We start from the raw sequence: 19,193 nt of genomic DNA on the forward strand, positions 1-19,193 counted from the left end.
GTGTATAGTTTTATAATAAAATATTAACGTAAACAATTTTTGGTTATAATCGCGATAATAATGATTATATAGGATTTTAAATGAGCGATAAATACGAACCAGCAAAGATAGAAGATGACTATTATGCACTTTGGGAAAAACGGGGTTATTTCGAAATAGATGGTAATAAAAACATACAAGAAAAAGATAAAAACTTTTCAATTATGATGCCTCCTCCCAATGTCACTGGTTCTTTGCATATTGGACATGCATTAACATTTACATTGCAAGATATAATTACACGTTACAAACGAATGGATGGTTATAAAACCTTATGGCAACCTGGTACGGATCATGCGGGAATTGCTACTCAAAATATTGTTGAGAAACAATTAATTGCTGCTGGAACGTCTAAAGAAGAAGTAGGTCGTGAAGAGTTTTTAAAACATGCGTGGAAACAAAAAGAAGTAAGTGGTGGAAATATAGTTCACCAAATGAGAAAACTAGGTGTTACTCCTGCTTGGAAACGTGAGCGATTTACTATGGATGAAGGTTTAAAAGAAGCGGTAAAAGAAGCTTTTGTATCTTTATTTAATGAGGGGCATATTTCACAAAATACTTATATGGTAAATTGGTGTACACACGATGGAGCTTTAAGTGATATTGAAGTTGAACATGAAGAAGTTCAAGGTAAGTTTTATACCATGGTATATAAACTTAAAGATGATGCCGGACAAATAGAAGTAAAAACAACCAGACCTGAGACTTATTTTGGGGATACTGCTATTATGGTTCACCCAGATGATACTAGATACAGTGCACTTGTTGGAAAAGAAGTATATTTACCTTTAACAAACAGAAGTATTAAAATTATTACAGATACTCATGTTGATATGGAAGTAGGAACGGGTATTGTTAAAGTAACACCAGCCCATGACCAAAACGATTATGAAGTAGGAAAAAGACACGATTTAGAATTTATTAAAGTATTTGATGAAAAAGGTATTTTAAATGAATATTGTGGAGAATTTCAAGGAATGGAGCGCTTAGAAGCAAGAGAACATATTGTTAAAAAACTTCAAGAAGAAGGTTATATTACTGAAATTGAAGACCATGTTCATCAAGTAGGGCATTGTTACAGATGTAAAAATATTGTAGAACCTTTTATATCTCAACAATGGTTTTTAAGCAATGAAATGGCTCAAAGTTCCATTGATAAAACTAAAGAACAAACGAAAGAGCGAGCAAAAGAGGGTACAAGTTTATTTCATCCTCCTCATTGGATTAATTCTTATACTGCTTGGATGGATGAATTAAGACCTTGGTGTATTTCGAGACAATTATGGTGGGGACATAGAATTCCAGTTTTCACGTGTAATGAAAGTAAGTGTAACCATCAATGGGCAGATAAAGCGGATGAGCCAGAAGCTTGTCCTAAATGTAACAGCAAAGATTATACACAAGATCCAGATGTTCTTGATACGTGGTTTTCATCTGCTTTATGGGCAATGTCGCCTTTGGGTTGGGGAAATAACGATAAATTAAAAGATTTATACAATGAAAATGATGAAAAAGATTTTTATCCAAACTCTTTATTAATTACAGGTTTTGACATTATGTTCTTTTGGGTTGCACGAATGATGATGATGGGTGATCACTTTAAAAAAGAACTTCCTTTTAAAGATATTTATATGCATGCTCTTGTAAGAGATGAAAACGGTGCAAAAATGTCAAAATCTAAAGGAAATGTAATCAATCCTTTGGATATGGTTGAAGAATTTTCAGCAGATATCGTACGATTTTCACTGGCATATTTAGCCGTTCAAGGTAGAGATATAAAACTTGGGAAAAAACACTTAGATTTATACAGAAACTTTACCAATAAATTTTACAATGCCGCTAACTTTTTTATAATGAACTTAGAAAATCAAAATGAAGCCAATAATACAAATATTCCTATTAAGTTTGCTGATTTAGAAGATATTGAAATTAAAACAGCTCTTGGGAAATACATGCTTTCTAAACTTGCAATTACTACACACGATGTTAGACTTGCTTTAGATACGTATAAATTTAATGAAGCAGCAGCTGCATTGTATAAATTTGTTTGGAATGAATTTTGTGATTGGGGAATTGAGTATTCAAAAGCGTCAAAAGACTCATTATTTGAATTAGGAGCTATTTTTAAAGAAACACTTAAATTAACTTCACCTTTTATGCCCTTTATTGCAGAGTATCTATATCAAAAACTGTCATTGACTAAATTAGAAGACTCTGAGTCAATTATGATTAAATCTTATCCTAAAGTGCTTAAAAGAGATTTAGAAGTTGAAAAAATGTTTGCATATATAGAAGAAGCAATTACTTCAGTACGACGTGCAAAAGTAATTATTGATATGGGAAACAGTAAAATTTCTAAAGCCTATATTAAAATAGATGTAAATATTGATAAAGAAATAGCAAAACCTTTTATTGAAAAACTTGCGAAAGTAATAGAAATAGAATTTGTTGAAGCTAAAATAGAAAACTCAATTACAGATGTATCTGATAATTTAGAAGTATATCTGCCAACATCAGAAATTGATATGACCCCTATTATTAATAAATTAAGCAAACAAAAAGAAAAAACACAAAAAGAATTTGATAAACTAAATGGAATGTTAAAGAATGAACGTTTTGTTGCAAATGCACCAGAAGAAGTAATTACTGCTAATAGAAAAGCCCTTGAAGAAGCGCAAAATAAATTAGAGAAAATTAACAATGAACTTAAGGCGATAATGTAAACAAAACAGCTTAGCTGTTTTGTAGAAGATAAATATAATAGGATTTTAATGAGGTTAGTATTCACTGTTTTAATTTTATTTATATTTACTGCTTGTAGCACAACACAAAAAGACTACAGTACTTTTTTTCAAACCCAATCTGCTTCTATTATGAAGAGTAATTATGTAAGTTCAATAAACCTTCTTTTAAAACTACAACAAAAACTTAATACTAGAAATCCCAATTCTTATAATCATGAAAAAAATCAAGAAATGACTTCTTTGATAAAAAATCTATCAAATAATGTTTTCCTTACTTTTAAGAATCAAAAAGTTACGGATTATAAAATATATTTAAATTTGGCCTTTTCAAAAGAAAATATTAAAAACAGAAATGATTTTTTAATTCTTGGAATCTATTATTTAATTTATCAATCTTATGAAATTAATAAAGGACATAAACTCACCTCGTATTTTTATAATATTGATAAGTTAAAAAAACTGCATCATAATTTACAAGTGATTAAGTGGAAAATTAAATCGGCTAAAAAATTAGATGGTTCCTATATGTTTTTAACTTGGCAAAATAATTGGCAAATTGAATTGGCAAAAAAACTAAAAAAGAATAACAATATCAAATTAATTGCTTTAGAAAATTTGGAATATATTAAAAATAAAAAAGAAAGTTTTTTATCTTCTTCTAATTTTTCTTTTGAAGTTATTTTAACTCAAATGATAGATCGCTCAAACAACTCTTTAAAAATCTTAGATGTAGATGTTACTGATGTTGGGTTTGATGCTTTAAAAAGTATTTTTATTTTCTTATAAAAATAAAACTACTTGAGTTTATTTACAAAAGTATACATAACAGGTAAATACACCAAGTTAAGCACAGTCCCCCAAGCTAGTCCAAAGCCTAAAGCAATAGCCATGGGTTGAAAAATAGCTGCCTGTCCTGTGGGGAAAAACATTAAAGTACAAAGTCCTACTATTGTTGTAATTGTTGTTAATACAATTGGTCTAAAACGTTTGGCAGAATAATAAAAAACTTCTTCTATATTTTTGGCTTTAGTTAAAAAAGTCATCATTATAATTCCATCATTAATAACAACACCAGCTAGCCCTAAACCTCCAATAATAGAAGGCAAACTAAGATTTAAAGAAAGTACATTATGTCCTATGAGTACCCCTAGAATTGAAAAAGGAATAACAGACATAAGTATTAAGGTATTTTTAAAAGAATTAAATAAATACAGCATAGATAAAAAAATCAGAACCAAAGCAAGTGCGCTTGCCAGAAGCATATCATTCTTTAGTTCTTCTTTTTTTTCTTCTTCCCCTTTAAAAGTAAGTTTAATCCCATCTTTTCTTGCTTCTTCTAACAAAGGTTGTATTTTTTCTATCAGTTCACTGGCTGTTATTATTTCACTGTTTACATTGGCATATAAAAAGAAATTAACCACTCCATCTTCTTTTAATAAACTTTCAAAGGATTTTATTTTTACAAAAGTTGTTACTTCACTAAGTCTTACATATTTTGAGTCTTCTATTTCAATAATAAGATTTTGTAAACCGTCTTTTTCATCTTTATTTAATGACTGAATTTTTAAATCAAGCATTCCTTCTTCATCAAATAAAACTGTTTTTTTCTTAGATAAATAAATATTAGATATTTTTGTACCTAAGGTATATTCATTAAGCCCAAGACTTTCACCGTAAGCATTTACTTTTAATTTAATCTCTTCTATTCCAAAATTAGCAGAAGATGCAACATTTTTTATGCCCTCAAGTGTTTTTATATATTTTGTTATTTTATCAATATGTTCAACACTTTTGTAATAATTACTTGAATTAAAAGCAATTTTCAAGTCCGCTTTAACAGGACCTACTTTACGCTCTTTTACAGAGATATCGCTTAAGTTGTATTGTTTTTCATAGTTTTGTTTTTTTAACCAAGATTTTACTTTTTTTGCAATGACAAAAGATTTTTCATCTCTTATTCTGTTTTCTTTATTGTAATAAAAACTTAAATAAGGTGTGATATATTTATCCACAAAATTCATTGCTTTTAGTTTTTCTAATTCAATGGTGACAAACATAACATAAGGATATCTCTCAGAATTCCCGCCATTATCACGTCTGTAACCAGCAACGGAAGAAACTTCTTTAATAAAAAAGTTCTTTTTTTCTTTTAACAAATCTTTTTCTATATTTTGTACGATTTTATAGGACTGCTCCAGAGTGGTATTCACGTCTGCTTTAATCGTAATATTGATTTTACTGCTATCAAACCTAGGAAACATATGAAACTTAGAATTGGAAACTAAGGTATATATTAATAAAGGAATAAAAATAATAAAAAGAGCTAAAAAAGGTTTTTTCCAGCTCATGAAAAAATGAATTAATTTAGAATATATTCTATTAGCAGGTTTCCATGAAAGAACTTTTGCACCTTTTTTCAAAGTATGGGCTGCATGAATAGGTAAAAAGATAAAAGATTCAATCAAAGAAGCAAAAATCAATGCAGAAAAAGCAATAGGTATTAATTTTAAAAGCTCTCCCATTGTTCCACTTAATAAAAGCATAGGAATAAAAGAAAATAAAGTTGTTAGCGATGCAATAGTAACTGGTTTTGCCATCTCTTTTGCTCCAATAACAGCAGCTTCTTTTGGTTCCATTCCTTCTTCTATGTGTTGTTGTATATTTTCACTTACAACAATAGCATCATCAACAACTATTCCAATAGCTATCATAACCCCAATTAAAGAAATCATATTAATGGTATAACCAAAAAAATAAAAATATATAGCGCCCATTACAAAAGAAGTAGGAATACCAATGGCTATAATTATTGCCATTCTGGTATTTATTAAAAAAACAACTAAAATAGTGATAAGTATAATTCCTAGAATAATATTAGAGATAACAATATTTAAGCGATCAACGATTCTTGTTGAATTGTCGTCTCTTAAAATATACGTAATATCCGAATTTTCTTTTTGCAGTAGTTTTACTGCTTCTTTAATTTCTTTGGCAAGTACAATTGAGTTTCCTGTATTACTCATTTTTATTTTTAGATTTAAGGCATTGTTACCGTTAATTGAAAATAAAGTAGATGTATCTTCATAACGTTTGTTTACCTGTGCTATGTCTTTTAAATAAATAAATTTATCTCCCAATTTTAAAAGAGAGTTTTCGAGTTCTTTTTTATTTTTGGCCCCATTATAAGTAGATAAAAAATAGTGTTTTTCTCCTTCAATTTTACCCAAGGGAAAAATATAAGAAAGCCTTGATATTGCTTGGTATAAAACATCTTTATTAATATCAAGAGCTAAGAGTTTTTTTTCATTGATTAAAAGTTCATAATATTTATCTGAGTCTCCATACATAGAAACTTCTGCAATATGTTTAAGAGAAAGAATTTTATCTTTTGCATATTTTGCTACTTCTTTAATTTCTAATACATTTAATGTTGAAGACGTAATACTTAATTCTATTAAATCTCTTTTTATTTCTATTACACTTACTCTTGGTTCATCCATATCATCAGGTAAAGAGCTTTTTAAATTGCTAACCACATCTTTCATTTTGTTAGCAGTATTGTATTTGTTTGAACCAGGTTTTAGTTCAACAACTAAAGTAAAGCGTGAGGGTGAAATTATCGAGGTGATATTTTTTATGCCTTCAATATTTTTAATGTCTTTTTCAAGATCATTAACAGCAAGTTTATTTAAAATATCAACAGATGCACCGCTATATGAACCACTTACAGTAATAACATCTAATTCAAAATTAGGAAAAATTTCTTTGGGTGTTTTTATATAAGAGTAAATACCAAGGGCAAATACTAAAAAAAACAAGGTGTAGTTCATTCGTGAATTGTTAATAAAAAAGCGAATTGTTTTTTCGAACATTTTAATCCTATATGAATATAATTAAGTAATTATAAGAAAATAATATTAATGAGGTATTAACGAAAAGGAGCTCATGCATAGCAAGAGCTGCTCTTAAGCCTTTATTTACCTACTTGCAGCGTAGAGGTTAATGGATTTAATGAGATTTAAATCGTCTTCATCTTTAACATTTTCTGCATATACTTTTATATTAAGTAAATGAGAGAGTTCTTGCATAGACTCAACAAAAGCTTGTTTTCCAGCATCTTTATTGATTCCAGAAGTATAATCTCTTGCTAATCTAATATAATTTATTTTTAAATCTTTGATACGATCAAGTGGAATAAATTTTGACTCAAAACGTTTCACAATGATCTTTCCACCAGCTGTATTGATTTTATGAGAGAACTTTTTAAATAAATCAATATCTTTTGCTACTCCATAAGCAGTAATTGAAAAAATAAGCTGAGAAGAAATACTTGTATTTTCTTCTAATGTTCTTGTAATCCAATCAATAAATAAATTATCGCTTATAGAATCAAGCGATAAGTTAATAGAAATATCATGGGCTATTTTATTGTATTTTATATGATTAATAACTTGATTAACAACGGCTTTATCAAAATCAATAATCTTATTATACTTCTCAGCAATAGAAACAAAGGTTCCAATAGGAATTTGCACATTGTTTTTATCTTTTGCATGACTAAATGCTTCTTGCATTACGAGGGTATTCATATTACTGCCATTTAGTACTTTAGCATCACCAATATATCCTACTTCAAATTTTGAATTTTCAATAATATCAAAAATTAAATCTTTCCATGAAAGCATATCCCGTGCTAAATCATTTTCATCTCTAATTATAGCTTCATTAGGGCCTAATTGTTTTGCCGCTTCACACGATTCATTAGCAGCGATTAACATTTGGGGTGTTGTTCCTATTTGATTAAAAGGAGTAGCGCCCATATAGGCAATATTATTTTTATCCACTTCTTTCCCAAAAATTTCAAATTCATTTTTTAAATAAGCGGTAAGTTCTTTAATATCTTTTGAATTCTTATTTTTAACAATCATTGCAAATTCAGAACCAAAGAATCTGTAGGCAGAAATTTCAAAAATAAAATGTTTTTTCGTTTCATTTAAAATCCTAGCAAAACGTTTGATAAAACTATCTACATCAGAAGAAGAATGGTTTTTAGCATAAGAACCAAGATCTGCTATTTTAATGCTTAATACATATCCATCTGTTTTTGTAATGAACATTTTTTTCATATCGGTTTCAAAGGTTTGTAACAATTGTAAACCCGTTAAATCATCTAAAGATATTTTTTTTGTCATATTTTCAAGATTTTTATTGAGTTTTTTAATAATTCCTTCAATTTTCCCAGACATTTCATTCATGGCAATAGCAACATTTTTAATTTCTGTGGTAAAAGGAAGTTTTGAAATTTTCGAAAATTCTCCTGATGAAATGTTTTTAGCCAATTTTTCTATATTTTTTAGAGGTTTTAAAATAAACTGTAAAAAGAAAACTAAGAGTGACATTGAGATAATAAAAGCAACAAGGGCGTAAATAATAGCTGCTTTTGCTTGTTCATATAGTTTGGCATAAGCATCCCCTGGATTTGCAGAAACATAAATAATAGCTGCTGTATTCCAACCATCTGATATTTCACTTTTTTGTTCTTTCATTTCAAGGGTAAAAGAATCAATAAACCACTGAGGAATATAATCAAACTTCACATTTCTAGTTACTTTGGCTAATACTTTATTCATAGTAATAATGCTGCTAAGTTCTTTTTTCTCTCCTTCAAATTCAATGCTAAAGTGAATAGGAATATCTCCTCCTTTTAAATAACTATCATTTGGAATAAAATTATATACTTGTGTGCTTTGTTCTTCATTTGCTATAAATTCTTCATTTTCTAAGGATGCAAGTTCTTTTAATAAATCATCATCTTCATGCATTCTTTCTATATTTCCATAAACAGCATCGGTAGATACATTAGATACTTCCCATGCTTTATCTAGTGCAATAGTCTTATTTTGAATTAAAAGTTCATCTTGAATAAAAGTAAAACTGCTATCTTCTAAACGTAATTCTTTATAAAATCCTCTGTTTGCAATAGCTTTAATAATAGATACAATCTCAGGGTCTTTTTTATCTTTCATATACGCTTTTAACGTTAATCCAAGAGAAGTAGCTGTATCTTGAGCTTTGGTAGTAGATTCTAATTGTAAATACTCTTTAGTATTATTAACAGATATAATAAAATTTCCTGTAAATATCATTAAAAATATAAATGATATGATTATATAGAGTTGTTTGGATAAAGACATTATTTCCCCTTTAAATTCTGGTCATTAAATCTTGCCAGGCTTTTAAATTATTTGAACCAATTTTAATACTAGACTTTCCTTTATTTTTGGCTTGCCATAGTCCATTTGCATTAAATGAATAAATTGGTTTCAAATCCTTTCTTTTACTTGCAAGTTGCAGTTTTTTATTTACATTATCAAGTACAATTGGTGTTGAGTTTTTTTTGTGATAATACGTAAGTACCATATGTGCTTCTTCATATTTTGTTCGTTTTCTTAAAAGTTTAACGTAGGTAATTCTTAGTTTATGTTCAGGTATTCCTAATTTAATCAAAGAATAGTATTTAGCAATAGCATAATCTTCGCAATCTCCTGCTCCTGTGCCCATAAATTCAAAAGGAGCCGCCCAATAATCATTCTTTCCCCAGTGTGCTAAATCTCTTTTGTATTTTATTTTATTAAAAAAATCATTAACGTTTTTAAGTTTATGAAGGACTTTTTTATTTTGAGATTCTTGCATAATTCTGTCCCATATTTCAACTCTTTTGGTTGCTTGTGGGCCGTATTTTTTGGAGAATTGTGCCATTTTTTTAGGCGTGATATTAACATTAGAAGTTGCAGCAATAATACTGATACAAATAGTGCTTAAAGAGAGGATAGATAAGAGCTTTTTCATATTTCTTATCTATCTTGTTGTGATTGTTTCATATACTAACCTTTGATACTAACCAAGAGTTCAGTATAAAAGAAATTATTTTAATACTTTCTTAAGTGCTTCTTCTGAAAGTTTGTCTTGATCGTATTTAACAATAGCAATATTTTCTGAATTGTTAATATACCACTCATCAATAGCTTCTATATCATGAAGGCTTTCCAGTTTTTCTTTATTAATTTCTTCTAAAGAAATATATAAATTCTTTTTCTTTAATGGATTAGGAATTGTAAAAATCAAAACAGCCCATAAAACACAAATAACAGCTATTACTATTACAATATCATTTAAGGAAACGCTTTCGTAAAAAACTCCACCTAAAATTCCACCTAAGAATGTTCCTAAATAACCAAAAGAATTAAAAATCGCTAGGGTAAAACCTCTTTGATGTACTTTTGCAAATTTAGTAGCTAAAGATTGCATAATTGGTTCATGCATGTTAAAACCAACAAAAAATACAACTACTCCTACTCCAAACATAGTAGCAGTTTGGGCAGTTCCTATTATTAAATAAGAAATAGCAAATAAAATAACTCCAATAATCAGAATTTCTTTAAACTTCCCTTTTTTCTCAGCAATAATAGCAGCAGGTGCCATTGCAAGTATTCCCAGAATCATTGCAGGTAAATAAACTTGCCATAAATCTTTTAAATCCCATGAAAAAGTTTGTATTAATACCATTGGAATAATCATAAATGCAAAAGTCATTAAACCTTTTTGTAAAAAGTTTGTAATATTCATTTTTACTAGGTTTGAATTTAAAAATACTTCTTTAAATTTAGACTTTCCATTATACGAATGGGTAATTTTTGGAGGGTTTGGTACTTTTTTTACTAAAATGTAAATCGAGATACAGGCCATAATTGCTGTTGCATAAAACAAGGTTGAAACTCCAGCATAAGCTCCAATAGTAGGACCTGCTAACATAGATATAGCAAAAGACATTCCAATAAATGATCCCATTACTGCCATTGCTTTGGGTCTTTGTTCTTCTTTTACTAAATCACTGATCATTGCAATAACAACAGCAGCAATAGCTCCAGAACCTTGTAAAAATCGACCCACTAATAAGGTGTAAATATCAGTGGCGATTGCACAGACTAAAGAACCAATAATGAAAAGCAATAGCCCTGCAATAATAGTTCCTTTTCTACCTACTTTATCACTAAACATTCCAAAGGGTATTTGAAATATCATTTGAGTTAGTGCATAACCACCAATAGCTAATCCAACAAGAGTTGTAGTTGCACCTTCTAAATTAATAGCGTAAACAGACAGAATAGGTAAAACAAGAAACAATCCTAAAAATCGCAAAGCAATAATTAGTGAAAGTGGTAATATTAATTTAAACATAGTTAATCCCAATTTTAGTTAAAATATTTAGGATTATATACTAATTTATTTTAATAACTATTAAAATTCTAAAAGTAAGAAATGATATTTTATAAAAGTATTAAATGTACCCACTAATAAAAGGCAAAAAATGAGAATTATATTAGCAAGTAATAACAAAGGCAAAATTGAAGAATTTAAAAAACTTTTACCAAAGGTTGATATTATCCCTTATAGTGAAATTTTAGGAGATTTTGAAATAATTGAAGATGGTTTAAGTTTTCAAGAAAATGCCATTAAAAAAGCAAAAGAAGTATATGATAAATTAAATGATGATAACTGTATTGTTATATCAGATGATTCTGGAATAACTGTACCTGCTCTTAATGGGGAGCCAGGAATTTATTCTGCACGATATTCAAAAGAAGGTAGTGACAGCTCAAATAACAACAAATTAATAAAAAATCTAAAAGAAAAAGATCTTAATAGTGCAGATGCGTATTACACGGCTTGTATTGCTATTGTTTATAAAAATCAAGTATATACGGTTCATGCTTGGATGCACGGAATTGTAATCACACAAACAAAAGGAGAGGGTGGGTTTGGTTATGATCCTATGTTTATTCCAAAGAATTATGATAAAACGCTAGCTGAATTACCCTATGAAGTGAAAAAATCACTCTCTCATAGAAGTAAAGCGCTTCATTTAGCTCTTAAAATAATAGATTTATTGCTCTAATAACTCTTTGTGTAAAGATATGAAAAAACCTTCTTGTTTGTATTTTACAAATAAGTCGGTTTTTATATCTTTTTTAAAAGCATAAATTTCGAATAAGTCGTTTTCTATGCTCATGCTCTCTTTTATAGGGTATTTTTTTATATATTCTTCTAAAAAGTTTAAATGTAATTTTGCTTGTTGATAAAGAATAGTTTTGCTTTGATTTTCTTGTTTAAGATTTATATTTTTCAAGATATCCAAAGATACATAAGAAAATACAGCCAATAAAAAAATACTTAATAAAAGTATATAAGATTTTTTATTCATTTAAAAAGTCTTTTTTGCAGATCTCTTTTATACAAATATTTAAAAAATAGATTTTTTTGTTTTTTACTATAGAAAAACTGCTTATATTTTCCAATAAAAGTTTGTTCTGAAAATATAAGTTTTTATTTTCATATTTTAAATCTTTTACTTTTTTTATATTATTTTGTATGAAAATAAAAGTGGATAATAAATCAAGGTCAAGAACTCTTCTTTGTAAATTGTGTTTATTATTTTCTTGCATATTTTTAATAAACAATACAGTAGAGCTAATTATTATAGATGTAAGTAATAAAACAAAAATTACTTCTAAGAGGGTAAAAGACTTTTTCATGGAAGGCTGTACTTAACTAGTGTATAAGAATTATTTTTCACTTCTTGTTTATTGACGCTAAGTGTTTGTTTTATTTTATCTTTAATAATATGGATTTTTACAGGTGTTTTTTGAGTAAATATTAGTATATCATCTGTTTTGTTTTCATTAATAGTAAGTATGTTAAAAAAACCACTTACTACTAAAGATAAAATAATAATGCTAAGTAAAGTCTCTAAAAGAGAAAAACTATTTTTGGCCAAGCTCATAAGCTCTAAGATAGGCAGCTTCTACTGCTTTTATCATTGCATCTCTTACTTTATTTTCTTCTAATGCGGCAAGTCCTGCTGCTGTTGTACCTCCAGGAGAAGTTACTTGATCTTTTATAAGTGCTGGATGATTGTGTTTTAATAAATATGCCGTACTTGTAAATAATCCAGCAACAAGTTTCATACAATGAGCTCTCTCTAGTCCGGCTTTTACGCCTCCATCTGCCAGCGCTTCTGCAATAATTGCTAAATATGCAGGTCCACTTCCAGCAATTGCTGTTGCAATATCCAGTTCATTTTCAGTATTTACCCATAAAGTATCCCCAATTTTTGAGAAAATTTCGATGGCATCATTTTTGACTTCTTTATCTCCTGTAATAGAAGTCATAGAAGCATTATGAGAAGCTGCAATATTAGGCATGGTTCTAATATAATGTTTTGCGCTTAGGTGTTTTCTTAAGGTATCAATTTTAGTTCCTGCAAGAATAGAATATATGGTATTAGCTTTTCCACTTAAACGTAAGGATACCGATTCCAGCGCATAAGGTTTAACACAAAACAATATATTCTTACCTTCAATGTCTTCATTGTTTTCATTGAGTCGTTTCACAGATATTTCTGGATATTCTTGTTTAATTTGAGAAAGTTTTTTTTCATCCCGCGAGATTACTTCAATGTCGTAATCTTTAACCAATCCACGAAGCAATGCTTGTGCCATATTTCCATTTCCGATTAATGTCAGTTTCATAAATAGCCTTTTTTATTTCATTCTTTTTACTATAAATTAAGTATAGCAAATCTTTCCTAAGCAAATATTAGATAAAATAACCGCTTTAACAAAGGGGCAATAATATGCAAAGTACAAAAAAACTATCTATGTATTTCAAATCACTACTTTTTATTCTATCTTTAGCCGTTTTCTTTCAAGCGTGTTCTTCTAAAAAAATTACGGTTTATAATCAAAGTGCAAGTTATTGGTACAATGAAATGATTACATCTATTAATCAAGGGGATTTAGATGCAGCTGATGATACCTATACTTCATTAAATTCTGAACACAGAAATTCTCCTTTAATTCCAACATCTTTAGTAATATTGGCAAATGCTCATGTAGAAGAAGAAGAGTATGAATTAGCAAATTATTATTTGGATGAATATTTAAAACGTTTTGCGCAAAGTAAAAATGTGGATTATGTTAGATATTTTAAAATAAAATCAAAGTTTTTGGCTTTTAATGCTGAATTTAGAAATCAAAAACTGGTAAGTGAAATTCTTGATGAAATTCAAGAGTTTATTGTTAAGTTTCCAAAATCAAAATACTTGCCACTTGTACATACTATGAATACAAGACTGGGCTATGCAAAAGCTATTTTTGATGATGAAATTGCTGCTTTGTATACTAGAATTGATAAACCAGAAGCAGCTGCTATTTATAAAAAAAGAGTTGAAGATAGTGCTGTTAATTTAAAAGAAGTAGAAAAAGTACATACTCCATGGTATAAACGAATATTTCAATAAGGAACAATATGGAATTAGAAAATTATGATGAATTTCCACAAGAACTGCCATTAATTATAGAAGACGATGTATTTTTATATCCTTTTATGATTGCGCCACTTTTTTTAAGTGATGAGACAAATATCAAAGCAGTTGAGTATGCAATAGCAGAAAATAAATTGGTTATTGTAAGTGTTTCAAAAGCTGGTTTTGAAGGTGCAAGAAAAAAAGACAATTTTTATGATGTAGGCGTTATTGGCAATATCATGCGAAAAGTCTCTCTTCCTGATGGAAAAATTAAAGTATTATTTCAAGGTTTAGTTAAAGGTAAAATTTCTTCTTTTAATGAAGAAAATAGCACTTTTGCACAAGTAGAAATACTTGAAAATATTGTTTCAAAAGAAGAGAAAATCAATTCTTTGATTGATTTATTAAGAGATCAGGTGAAAAAACTTTCAAGACTTAATTCAAAGTTTCCTGCTGATTTAATTAAAACCATTGATGAAAACAATGATGCAAGTAGAATTGCAGATTTAATTTCATCTGTATTACGCGTTAAAAAAGACGAAGCGTATATATTATTTTCAGAAGTAAATTTAGAAATCAGATTAATTGATTTAATAGAAACCATAAAAAAAGAGTGCGAGAACTTACGTATTCAAAAAGAGATTACACAAAAAGTAAACTCAAAAATCGAAAAAACACATAAAGATTATTTCTTAAAAGAACAAATTAAAGCCATTAACCAAGAATTGGGTACGGATAATAAAAAAGACGAAGAAATAAAAGATTATAGAAAAAAACTTAAAAAAATTAAAGCACATATGCCCAAAGATGGTTATAAAGAAACCAAAAAACAAATTGATAAACTCTCAAGAATGCATCAAGATTCACCCGATGCTTCCTTATTACAAACCTATATTGAACAAGTACTGGAATTGCCTTTTGGAAAATTTGCCAATGAAAAAATCTCTGTTTTAAATGTTGAAGAACAATTAAATAAAGATCATTATTCATTAAGTAAAGCAAAAGAGCGAATTTCTGAATATTTTGCGGTAAAAGAATTATTAGAAAAAAGAAATATTAATAATTTAATGACAAAAGGAACTGTTTTATGTTTTGTAGGACCTCCTGGTGTTGGTAAAACATCTTTAGCTAACTCTATTGCAAAAGCATTAAAAAGACCTCTTGCTAGAATAGCTTTAGGTGGAATGGAAGATGTGAATGAATTAAGAGGACATAGAAGAACCTACGTTGGAGCAATGCCTGGTAGACTTGTTACTTCTTTAATTGATGCAAAACAAATGAATCCTGTAATTGTATTGGATGAAATTGATAAAATAGGTGCTAATAATAGAGGCGATCCAAGTGCCGTAATGTTAGAAATTTTAGATCCTGAGCAAAATCATGAATTTAGAGATCAGTATTTAAACTTCCCAATTGATTTATCTCAAGCTATTTTTGTAGCAACAGCTAATGATGCCAGAAGAATTCCTCCTGCTTTAAGAGATCGAATGGAATTTATTGAATTATCTTCCTATACACCAAATGAAAAATATCATATTGCAAAAGACTATTTAGTTCCTCAAGAATTGGAAAAACATGGACTTAAAAAATCAGAAGTAAATTTAAGTAAACCTACGCTGGAAGTTATTATTGAAAAATATACAAGAGAAGCAGGGGTTAGAAACTTAAGACGTGTTTTTTCTAAATTATTTAGAAAAGCAGTAAAACAAATTGTAATGAATGAAGATTTAAAAAAAGTATCTATTACAAGTAAAAATATAAAAGAATATTTAGACAATCCTATTTTTGAAATAGATCAAGCAGACAAACAGAATCAAGTTGGTATTGCAAATGGTTTAGCATGGACTGCTGTTGGTGGCGATGTATTAAAAATTGAAGCCATTAAAATTAAGGGAAAAGGAATGTTAAGTGTTACTGGAAATTTAGGCGATGTAATGAAAGAATCTTCGCGTATTTCTTTTTCAGTAGTAAAAGTTTTAATTGATAACAATAAAATTAAAATTGATCAAGACAGTATTCCTTTAAATCTTAAAGAAAAAGATGACAAGATAAAATTAGATTCATCTGAAATTTATAAACGTTACGATATTCACTTACATATTCCAGAAGGTGCAACCCCTAAAGATGGCCCAAGTGCTGGAGCTATTATGGCTGTATCTATTGCATCTATTTTATCAGGAAAAAAAGTACGTTCTGATTTAGCAATGACGGGTGAGCTTACTTTAAGTGGAAAAGTATTACCTATTGGGGGATTAAAAGAAAAACTAATTGCTGCTTATAAAGCAAAAATGAAAACAGCATTAATTCCACGTAAAAACTACGAAAGGGATTTAGAAGATATTCCAGAAGAAGTAAAAGATGCTATGGATATTATTCCTGTTGATAATATAGATGATGTATTAAAATTAACGTTGGTATAGATTTTAAATGAGAAGAGGTGCAAGGCAAAGCCAAATAATAAATAATTGGTTTTCTCTTGTCACTATTATTTTGGTTACTGTTGTTTTAACTTTTTATCTTAGATATATAGTAAAAGAAAAACCAAGATTAAATTCTGCTCTAGCTTGTCAGTTGCTTAATAATAGCAGTGATAAAATTATAAATCAAAAATTATTAAATATCCAAGATGCTTTGATCTTAAAAGGAAGATATATTTTAGATGGGGGAATCTTAGAAGCCCTAAATAAAACTTCTTTTATAAAAAGTAAAATAAAACTATCAAAAAGCAACAGGTACTTTATGCAAGAACTTAATATCTTAAGTACCAATACTCATAAACATTATGTAAAAATCAAATACGAATTTATTGAAAATGAAGATATAAATAATAATAGTGTTGCAAGACTATTAACATCTTTTAGAATCAATGGTAAAGAATCTTTTATTATGAATACAGATTTACTATCTTATAATGAAACAAGTATAAAAGATGCTATCTCCTGTACAATAAAGGCTTTTAAACACAATGTTACAAAATATTAAAACATTTACTTTCACAAACATCATAATAGGCTTAACAGTCCTTATGTACTTAGTGCAAACCAATATTGAATATGGAACCGTTCGAATGGGTCTTAATATTCTTTTTTTAAGAGAAGGTTATTATTATCAAATACTTTCAACTATGTTTGCCCATGGTGGTATTGGACATTTAGGTATGAATATGTTTGTTTTATATCAATTTGGAAATATGATTGAAAAGTATTTTGGAAAAGGTATTTTCTTATCCTTATATTTTATAGGTGGTTTATTAACATCACTTGGCAGTTTTTATTTTATGTACAGTATTGGCTTTAATCATAATTTAGTAGGAGCTTCAGGAGCAATTTCTGTTCTAATGGGATTTATTGCCCTTGTGGATAAAACACAAAGATCAGGAATTATTACTTGGATTTTGATTATTTCAGTAGCCCCTTTATTAATAGGTTTACCTATTGCTTGGTATGCTCACTTTATAGGCTTAGCTATAGGTTTAGTAATGGGATTTTTTATACGCGCTTATTTATTAAAAAAACGCTAGTTTTATTGAAAATAGGTGAAAATTCCTGCAACAAATAAAACAAAAACAATGCCTAGAAAAATATCTTTTAAATTAACCGTTGGATTCATAATTCCACAATAAGGGCAACGTTTTATTTTTTTTACTACTTCACGTTTACAGTTTCTACAATTCTCTATAATATATCCTTTTTTTGTTTTCCCATAATATCAAATTATAACAAAATGTAATATTATCTTTATTTTTTTTTAAATGAGTTATAATGTTTTTATGATTATGCACTTAGATTTAGACTGTTTTTTTGTATCTGCCCACAGAAGTATTGATAAAAGTTTGCTCAATATCCCTGTAGCCGTGGGTGGACGAAGTAATTTAAATATCTTTAATAAAAGCAAACAAAAACGTTATGTCTCAGAAAATTCTGGTGCTTTTGTTTCTTCAATTTTGAGTAAACAAGAAAAAAATCCACAGAAATATTTTGTAGATGCAGATGGACGTATACGAGGTATTATTACTACTTCTTCTTATGAAGCAAGAGCGTGTGGTGTTAAAACAGCAATGAGTGTAAATGAAGCTTTGTCTTTGTGTCCCCACCTTCATATGATAAGTCCTGATTATCCTTTGTATCATGAACTGTCTTATAAACTTCTTTCTTTTTTAGAAGAAACAACACCAGAAGTTGAGCAGTTTTCTATTGATGAGTTTTTTGTAAATTTGTCTGGTTTTATTGATGATAACGATGTTTATGATTTTGCAAAATACATACAAAATGAAATTTTACGTTTGTTTAATTTACCTATTTCAATAGGTCTTGCTAAGTCTAAGTATTTATCCAAAGTAGCTACGAATTATGCTAAACCAATAGGTATTAAACTTGTAAAAGAAGAAGACTCTTATGCTTTTATTAAAGATATGCCAATTGCGCATTTTACAGGTATAGGAAAAGCTTATCAAGAAAAACTAAAAGCTTATGGTATATCTAAATTAGGACAAGTACGAGATAGAAAAGATTTATTTTATTCTTGGAAAAAACCAGGTATTCAACTTTATAATAGAATTTTGGGTATTAATGATTTTTCTTTGGAGAAAAGAGGTCCTTCTAAATCAATAGGAATTGGTCGTACTTTTGATCCTATTTTAAAACGAGAAGAACTTAAAAGAAGAGTGGTTATTTTGTGCAGATATTTGGCATTTTTGGTTTACAAAAAAAATGTCAATCCCCAAACCTTTTATCTCAAAATAAAATATGAATTTAATTTGAGTGCAAAAGCTACCTCTACAAACAATAGAATGTTTTCAGAATTACTTTTAAAAGAAACAGTATTAAAAATGTTTGATGAACAAGACATTCATCCCAGTCATTATGTAGTACAGCTTAATGTAACAGTGAGTAATTTTATTGAACAAAGAATGGATACTTTTAATATTTTTGAATATGAAAGTGATTTGAAAATCAAAAAACTCAATTCTCATTTAAATATTTTGCGAGACAAATATGGTATTGATATTATTAAAACTGCCAAAGAATTGTATGAAGATAATTAAA

General features: G+C 28.4%; 16 protein-coding genes. 8 read left to right on the top strand and 8 right to left on the bottom strand.

The features are described from left to right. Positions 1 to 80 precede the first annotated feature (80 nt). On the top strand, positions 81 to 2,762 hold the full coding sequence (locus HRT41_09030; protein NQY24166.1) for a valine--tRNA ligase: 2,682 nt from the start codon (positions 81 to 83) through the stop codon (positions 2,760 to 2,762). 48 nt (positions 2,763 to 2,810) lie between these two features. Then, entirely contained in the window at positions 2,811 to 3,569 is a 759-nt protein-coding gene (locus HRT41_09035; GenBank protein NQY24167.1) for a hypothetical protein, read from the top strand. An 8-nt stretch (positions 3,570 to 3,577) separates the two neighbouring features. Here the strand turns inward: HRT41_09035 and HRT41_09040 are convergent, their stop codons facing one another. The 4 genes from HRT41_09040 to HRT41_09055 all read right to left on the bottom strand — a co-directional run bounded on the left by HRT41_09040 (position 3,578) and on the right by HRT41_09055 (position 11,021). Next, on the bottom strand, positions 3,578 to 6,655 hold the full coding sequence (locus HRT41_09040) for an efflux RND transporter permease subunit (protein NQY24168.1): 3,078 nt from the start codon (positions 6,653 to 6,655) through the stop codon (positions 3,578 to 3,580). Positions 6,656 to 6,760: 105 nt separating this feature from the next. Continuing rightward, a complete protein-coding gene (locus tag HRT41_09045; protein ID NQY24169.1) occupies positions 6,761 to 8,977 on the bottom strand; it encodes an EAL domain-containing protein in 2,217 nt (738 codons plus the stop codon). Positions 8,978 to 8,987: 10 nt separating this feature from the next. Further along, positions 8,988 to 9,632, bottom strand: coding sequence for a transglutaminase-like cysteine peptidase (locus HRT41_09050; GenBank protein NQY24170.1), 645 nt, complete (start codon positions 9,630 to 9,632; stop codon positions 8,988 to 8,990). 75 nt (positions 9,633 to 9,707) lie between these two features. Beyond that, positions 9,708 to 11,021, bottom strand: coding sequence for an MFS transporter (locus HRT41_09055; GenBank protein ID NQY24171.1), 1,314 nt, complete (start codon positions 11,019 to 11,021; stop codon positions 9,708 to 9,710). Positions 11,022 to 11,151: 130 nt separating this feature from the next. On the opposite strand from HRT41_09055, the gene rdgB reads away from it, so the two are divergent. Continuing rightward, positions 11,152 to 11,739: an RdgB/HAM1 family non-canonical purine NTP pyrophosphatase gene (rdgB, locus tag HRT41_09060; GenBank protein NQY24172.1), complete on the top strand. Its 588-nt coding sequence runs from the start codon at positions 11,152 to 11,154 to the stop codon at positions 11,737 to 11,739. Here rdgB and HRT41_09065 read toward each other — a convergent pair. Genes HRT41_09065 through HRT41_09080 form a run of 4 tightly spaced genes read right to left on the bottom strand, consistent with a single transcriptional unit; the run spans position 11,728 to position 13,372 of the window. After that, positions 11,728 to 12,045, bottom strand: coding sequence for a hypothetical protein (locus HRT41_09065; protein ID NQY24173.1), 318 nt, complete (start codon positions 12,043 to 12,045; stop codon positions 11,728 to 11,730). The genes rdgB and HRT41_09065 overlap by 12 nt on opposite strands. Beyond that, positions 12,038 to 12,376 carry a hypothetical protein gene (locus tag HRT41_09070; GenBank protein NQY24174.1) on the bottom strand — a complete coding sequence of 113 codons (339 nt, stop codon included), beginning with the start codon at positions 12,374 to 12,376 and terminating at the stop codon, positions 12,038 to 12,040. The genes HRT41_09065 and HRT41_09070 overlap by 8 nt, the downstream gene beginning before the upstream one ends. After that, positions 12,373 to 12,624: a hypothetical protein gene (locus HRT41_09075; protein ID NQY24175.1), complete on the bottom strand. Its 252-nt coding sequence runs from the start codon at positions 12,622 to 12,624 to the stop codon at positions 12,373 to 12,375. The genes HRT41_09070 and HRT41_09075 overlap by 4 nt, the downstream gene beginning before the upstream one ends. Then, positions 12,605 to 13,372, bottom strand: coding sequence for a pyrroline-5-carboxylate reductase (locus tag HRT41_09080; protein NQY24176.1), 768 nt, complete (start codon positions 13,370 to 13,372; stop codon positions 12,605 to 12,607). Before HRT41_09080 ends, HRT41_09075 begins: the two co-directional genes overlap by 20 nt. A 104-nt stretch (positions 13,373 to 13,476) precedes the next feature. Between HRT41_09080 and bamD the strand changes: the two genes are divergently transcribed. The 5 genes from bamD to HRT41_09105 all read left to right on the top strand — a co-directional run bounded on the left by bamD (position 13,477) and on the right by HRT41_09105 (position 19,192). After that, positions 13,477 to 14,142 (top strand): outer membrane protein assembly factor BamD, encoded by a 666-nt coding sequence (gene bamD, locus HRT41_09085; protein ID NQY24177.1) that lies wholly within the window; start codon positions 13,477 to 13,479, stop codon positions 14,140 to 14,142. A gap of 8 nt (positions 14,143 to 14,150) precedes the next feature. Further along, complete coding sequence (gene lon / locus HRT41_09090; protein ID NQY24178.1) at positions 14,151 to 16,568, top strand: endopeptidase La; 2,418 nt, start codon at positions 14,151 to 14,153, stop codon at positions 16,566 to 16,568. Positions 16,569 to 16,575: 7 nt separating this feature from the next. Continuing rightward, positions 16,576 to 17,130, top strand: coding sequence for a hypothetical protein (locus tag HRT41_09095; protein NQY24179.1), 555 nt, complete (start codon positions 16,576 to 16,578; stop codon positions 17,128 to 17,130). Beyond that, positions 17,114 to 17,668 (top strand): rhomboid family intramembrane serine protease, encoded by a 555-nt coding sequence (locus HRT41_09100; protein NQY24180.1) that lies wholly within the window; start codon positions 17,114 to 17,116, stop codon positions 17,666 to 17,668. Before HRT41_09095 ends, HRT41_09100 begins: the two co-directional genes overlap by 17 nt. Before the next feature lie 249 nt (positions 17,669 to 17,917). Then, positions 17,918 to 19,192, top strand: coding sequence for a DNA polymerase IV (locus tag HRT41_09105; protein ID NQY24181.1), 1,275 nt, complete (start codon positions 17,918 to 17,920; stop codon positions 19,190 to 19,192). The last annotated feature ends 1 nt before the right edge of the window (position 19,193 follow it).

Source organism: Campylobacteraceae bacterium, from assembly GCA_013215945.1.
In the GTDB taxonomy this organism is placed as follows: domain Bacteria; phylum Campylobacterota; class Campylobacteria; order Campylobacterales; family Arcobacteraceae; genus NORP36.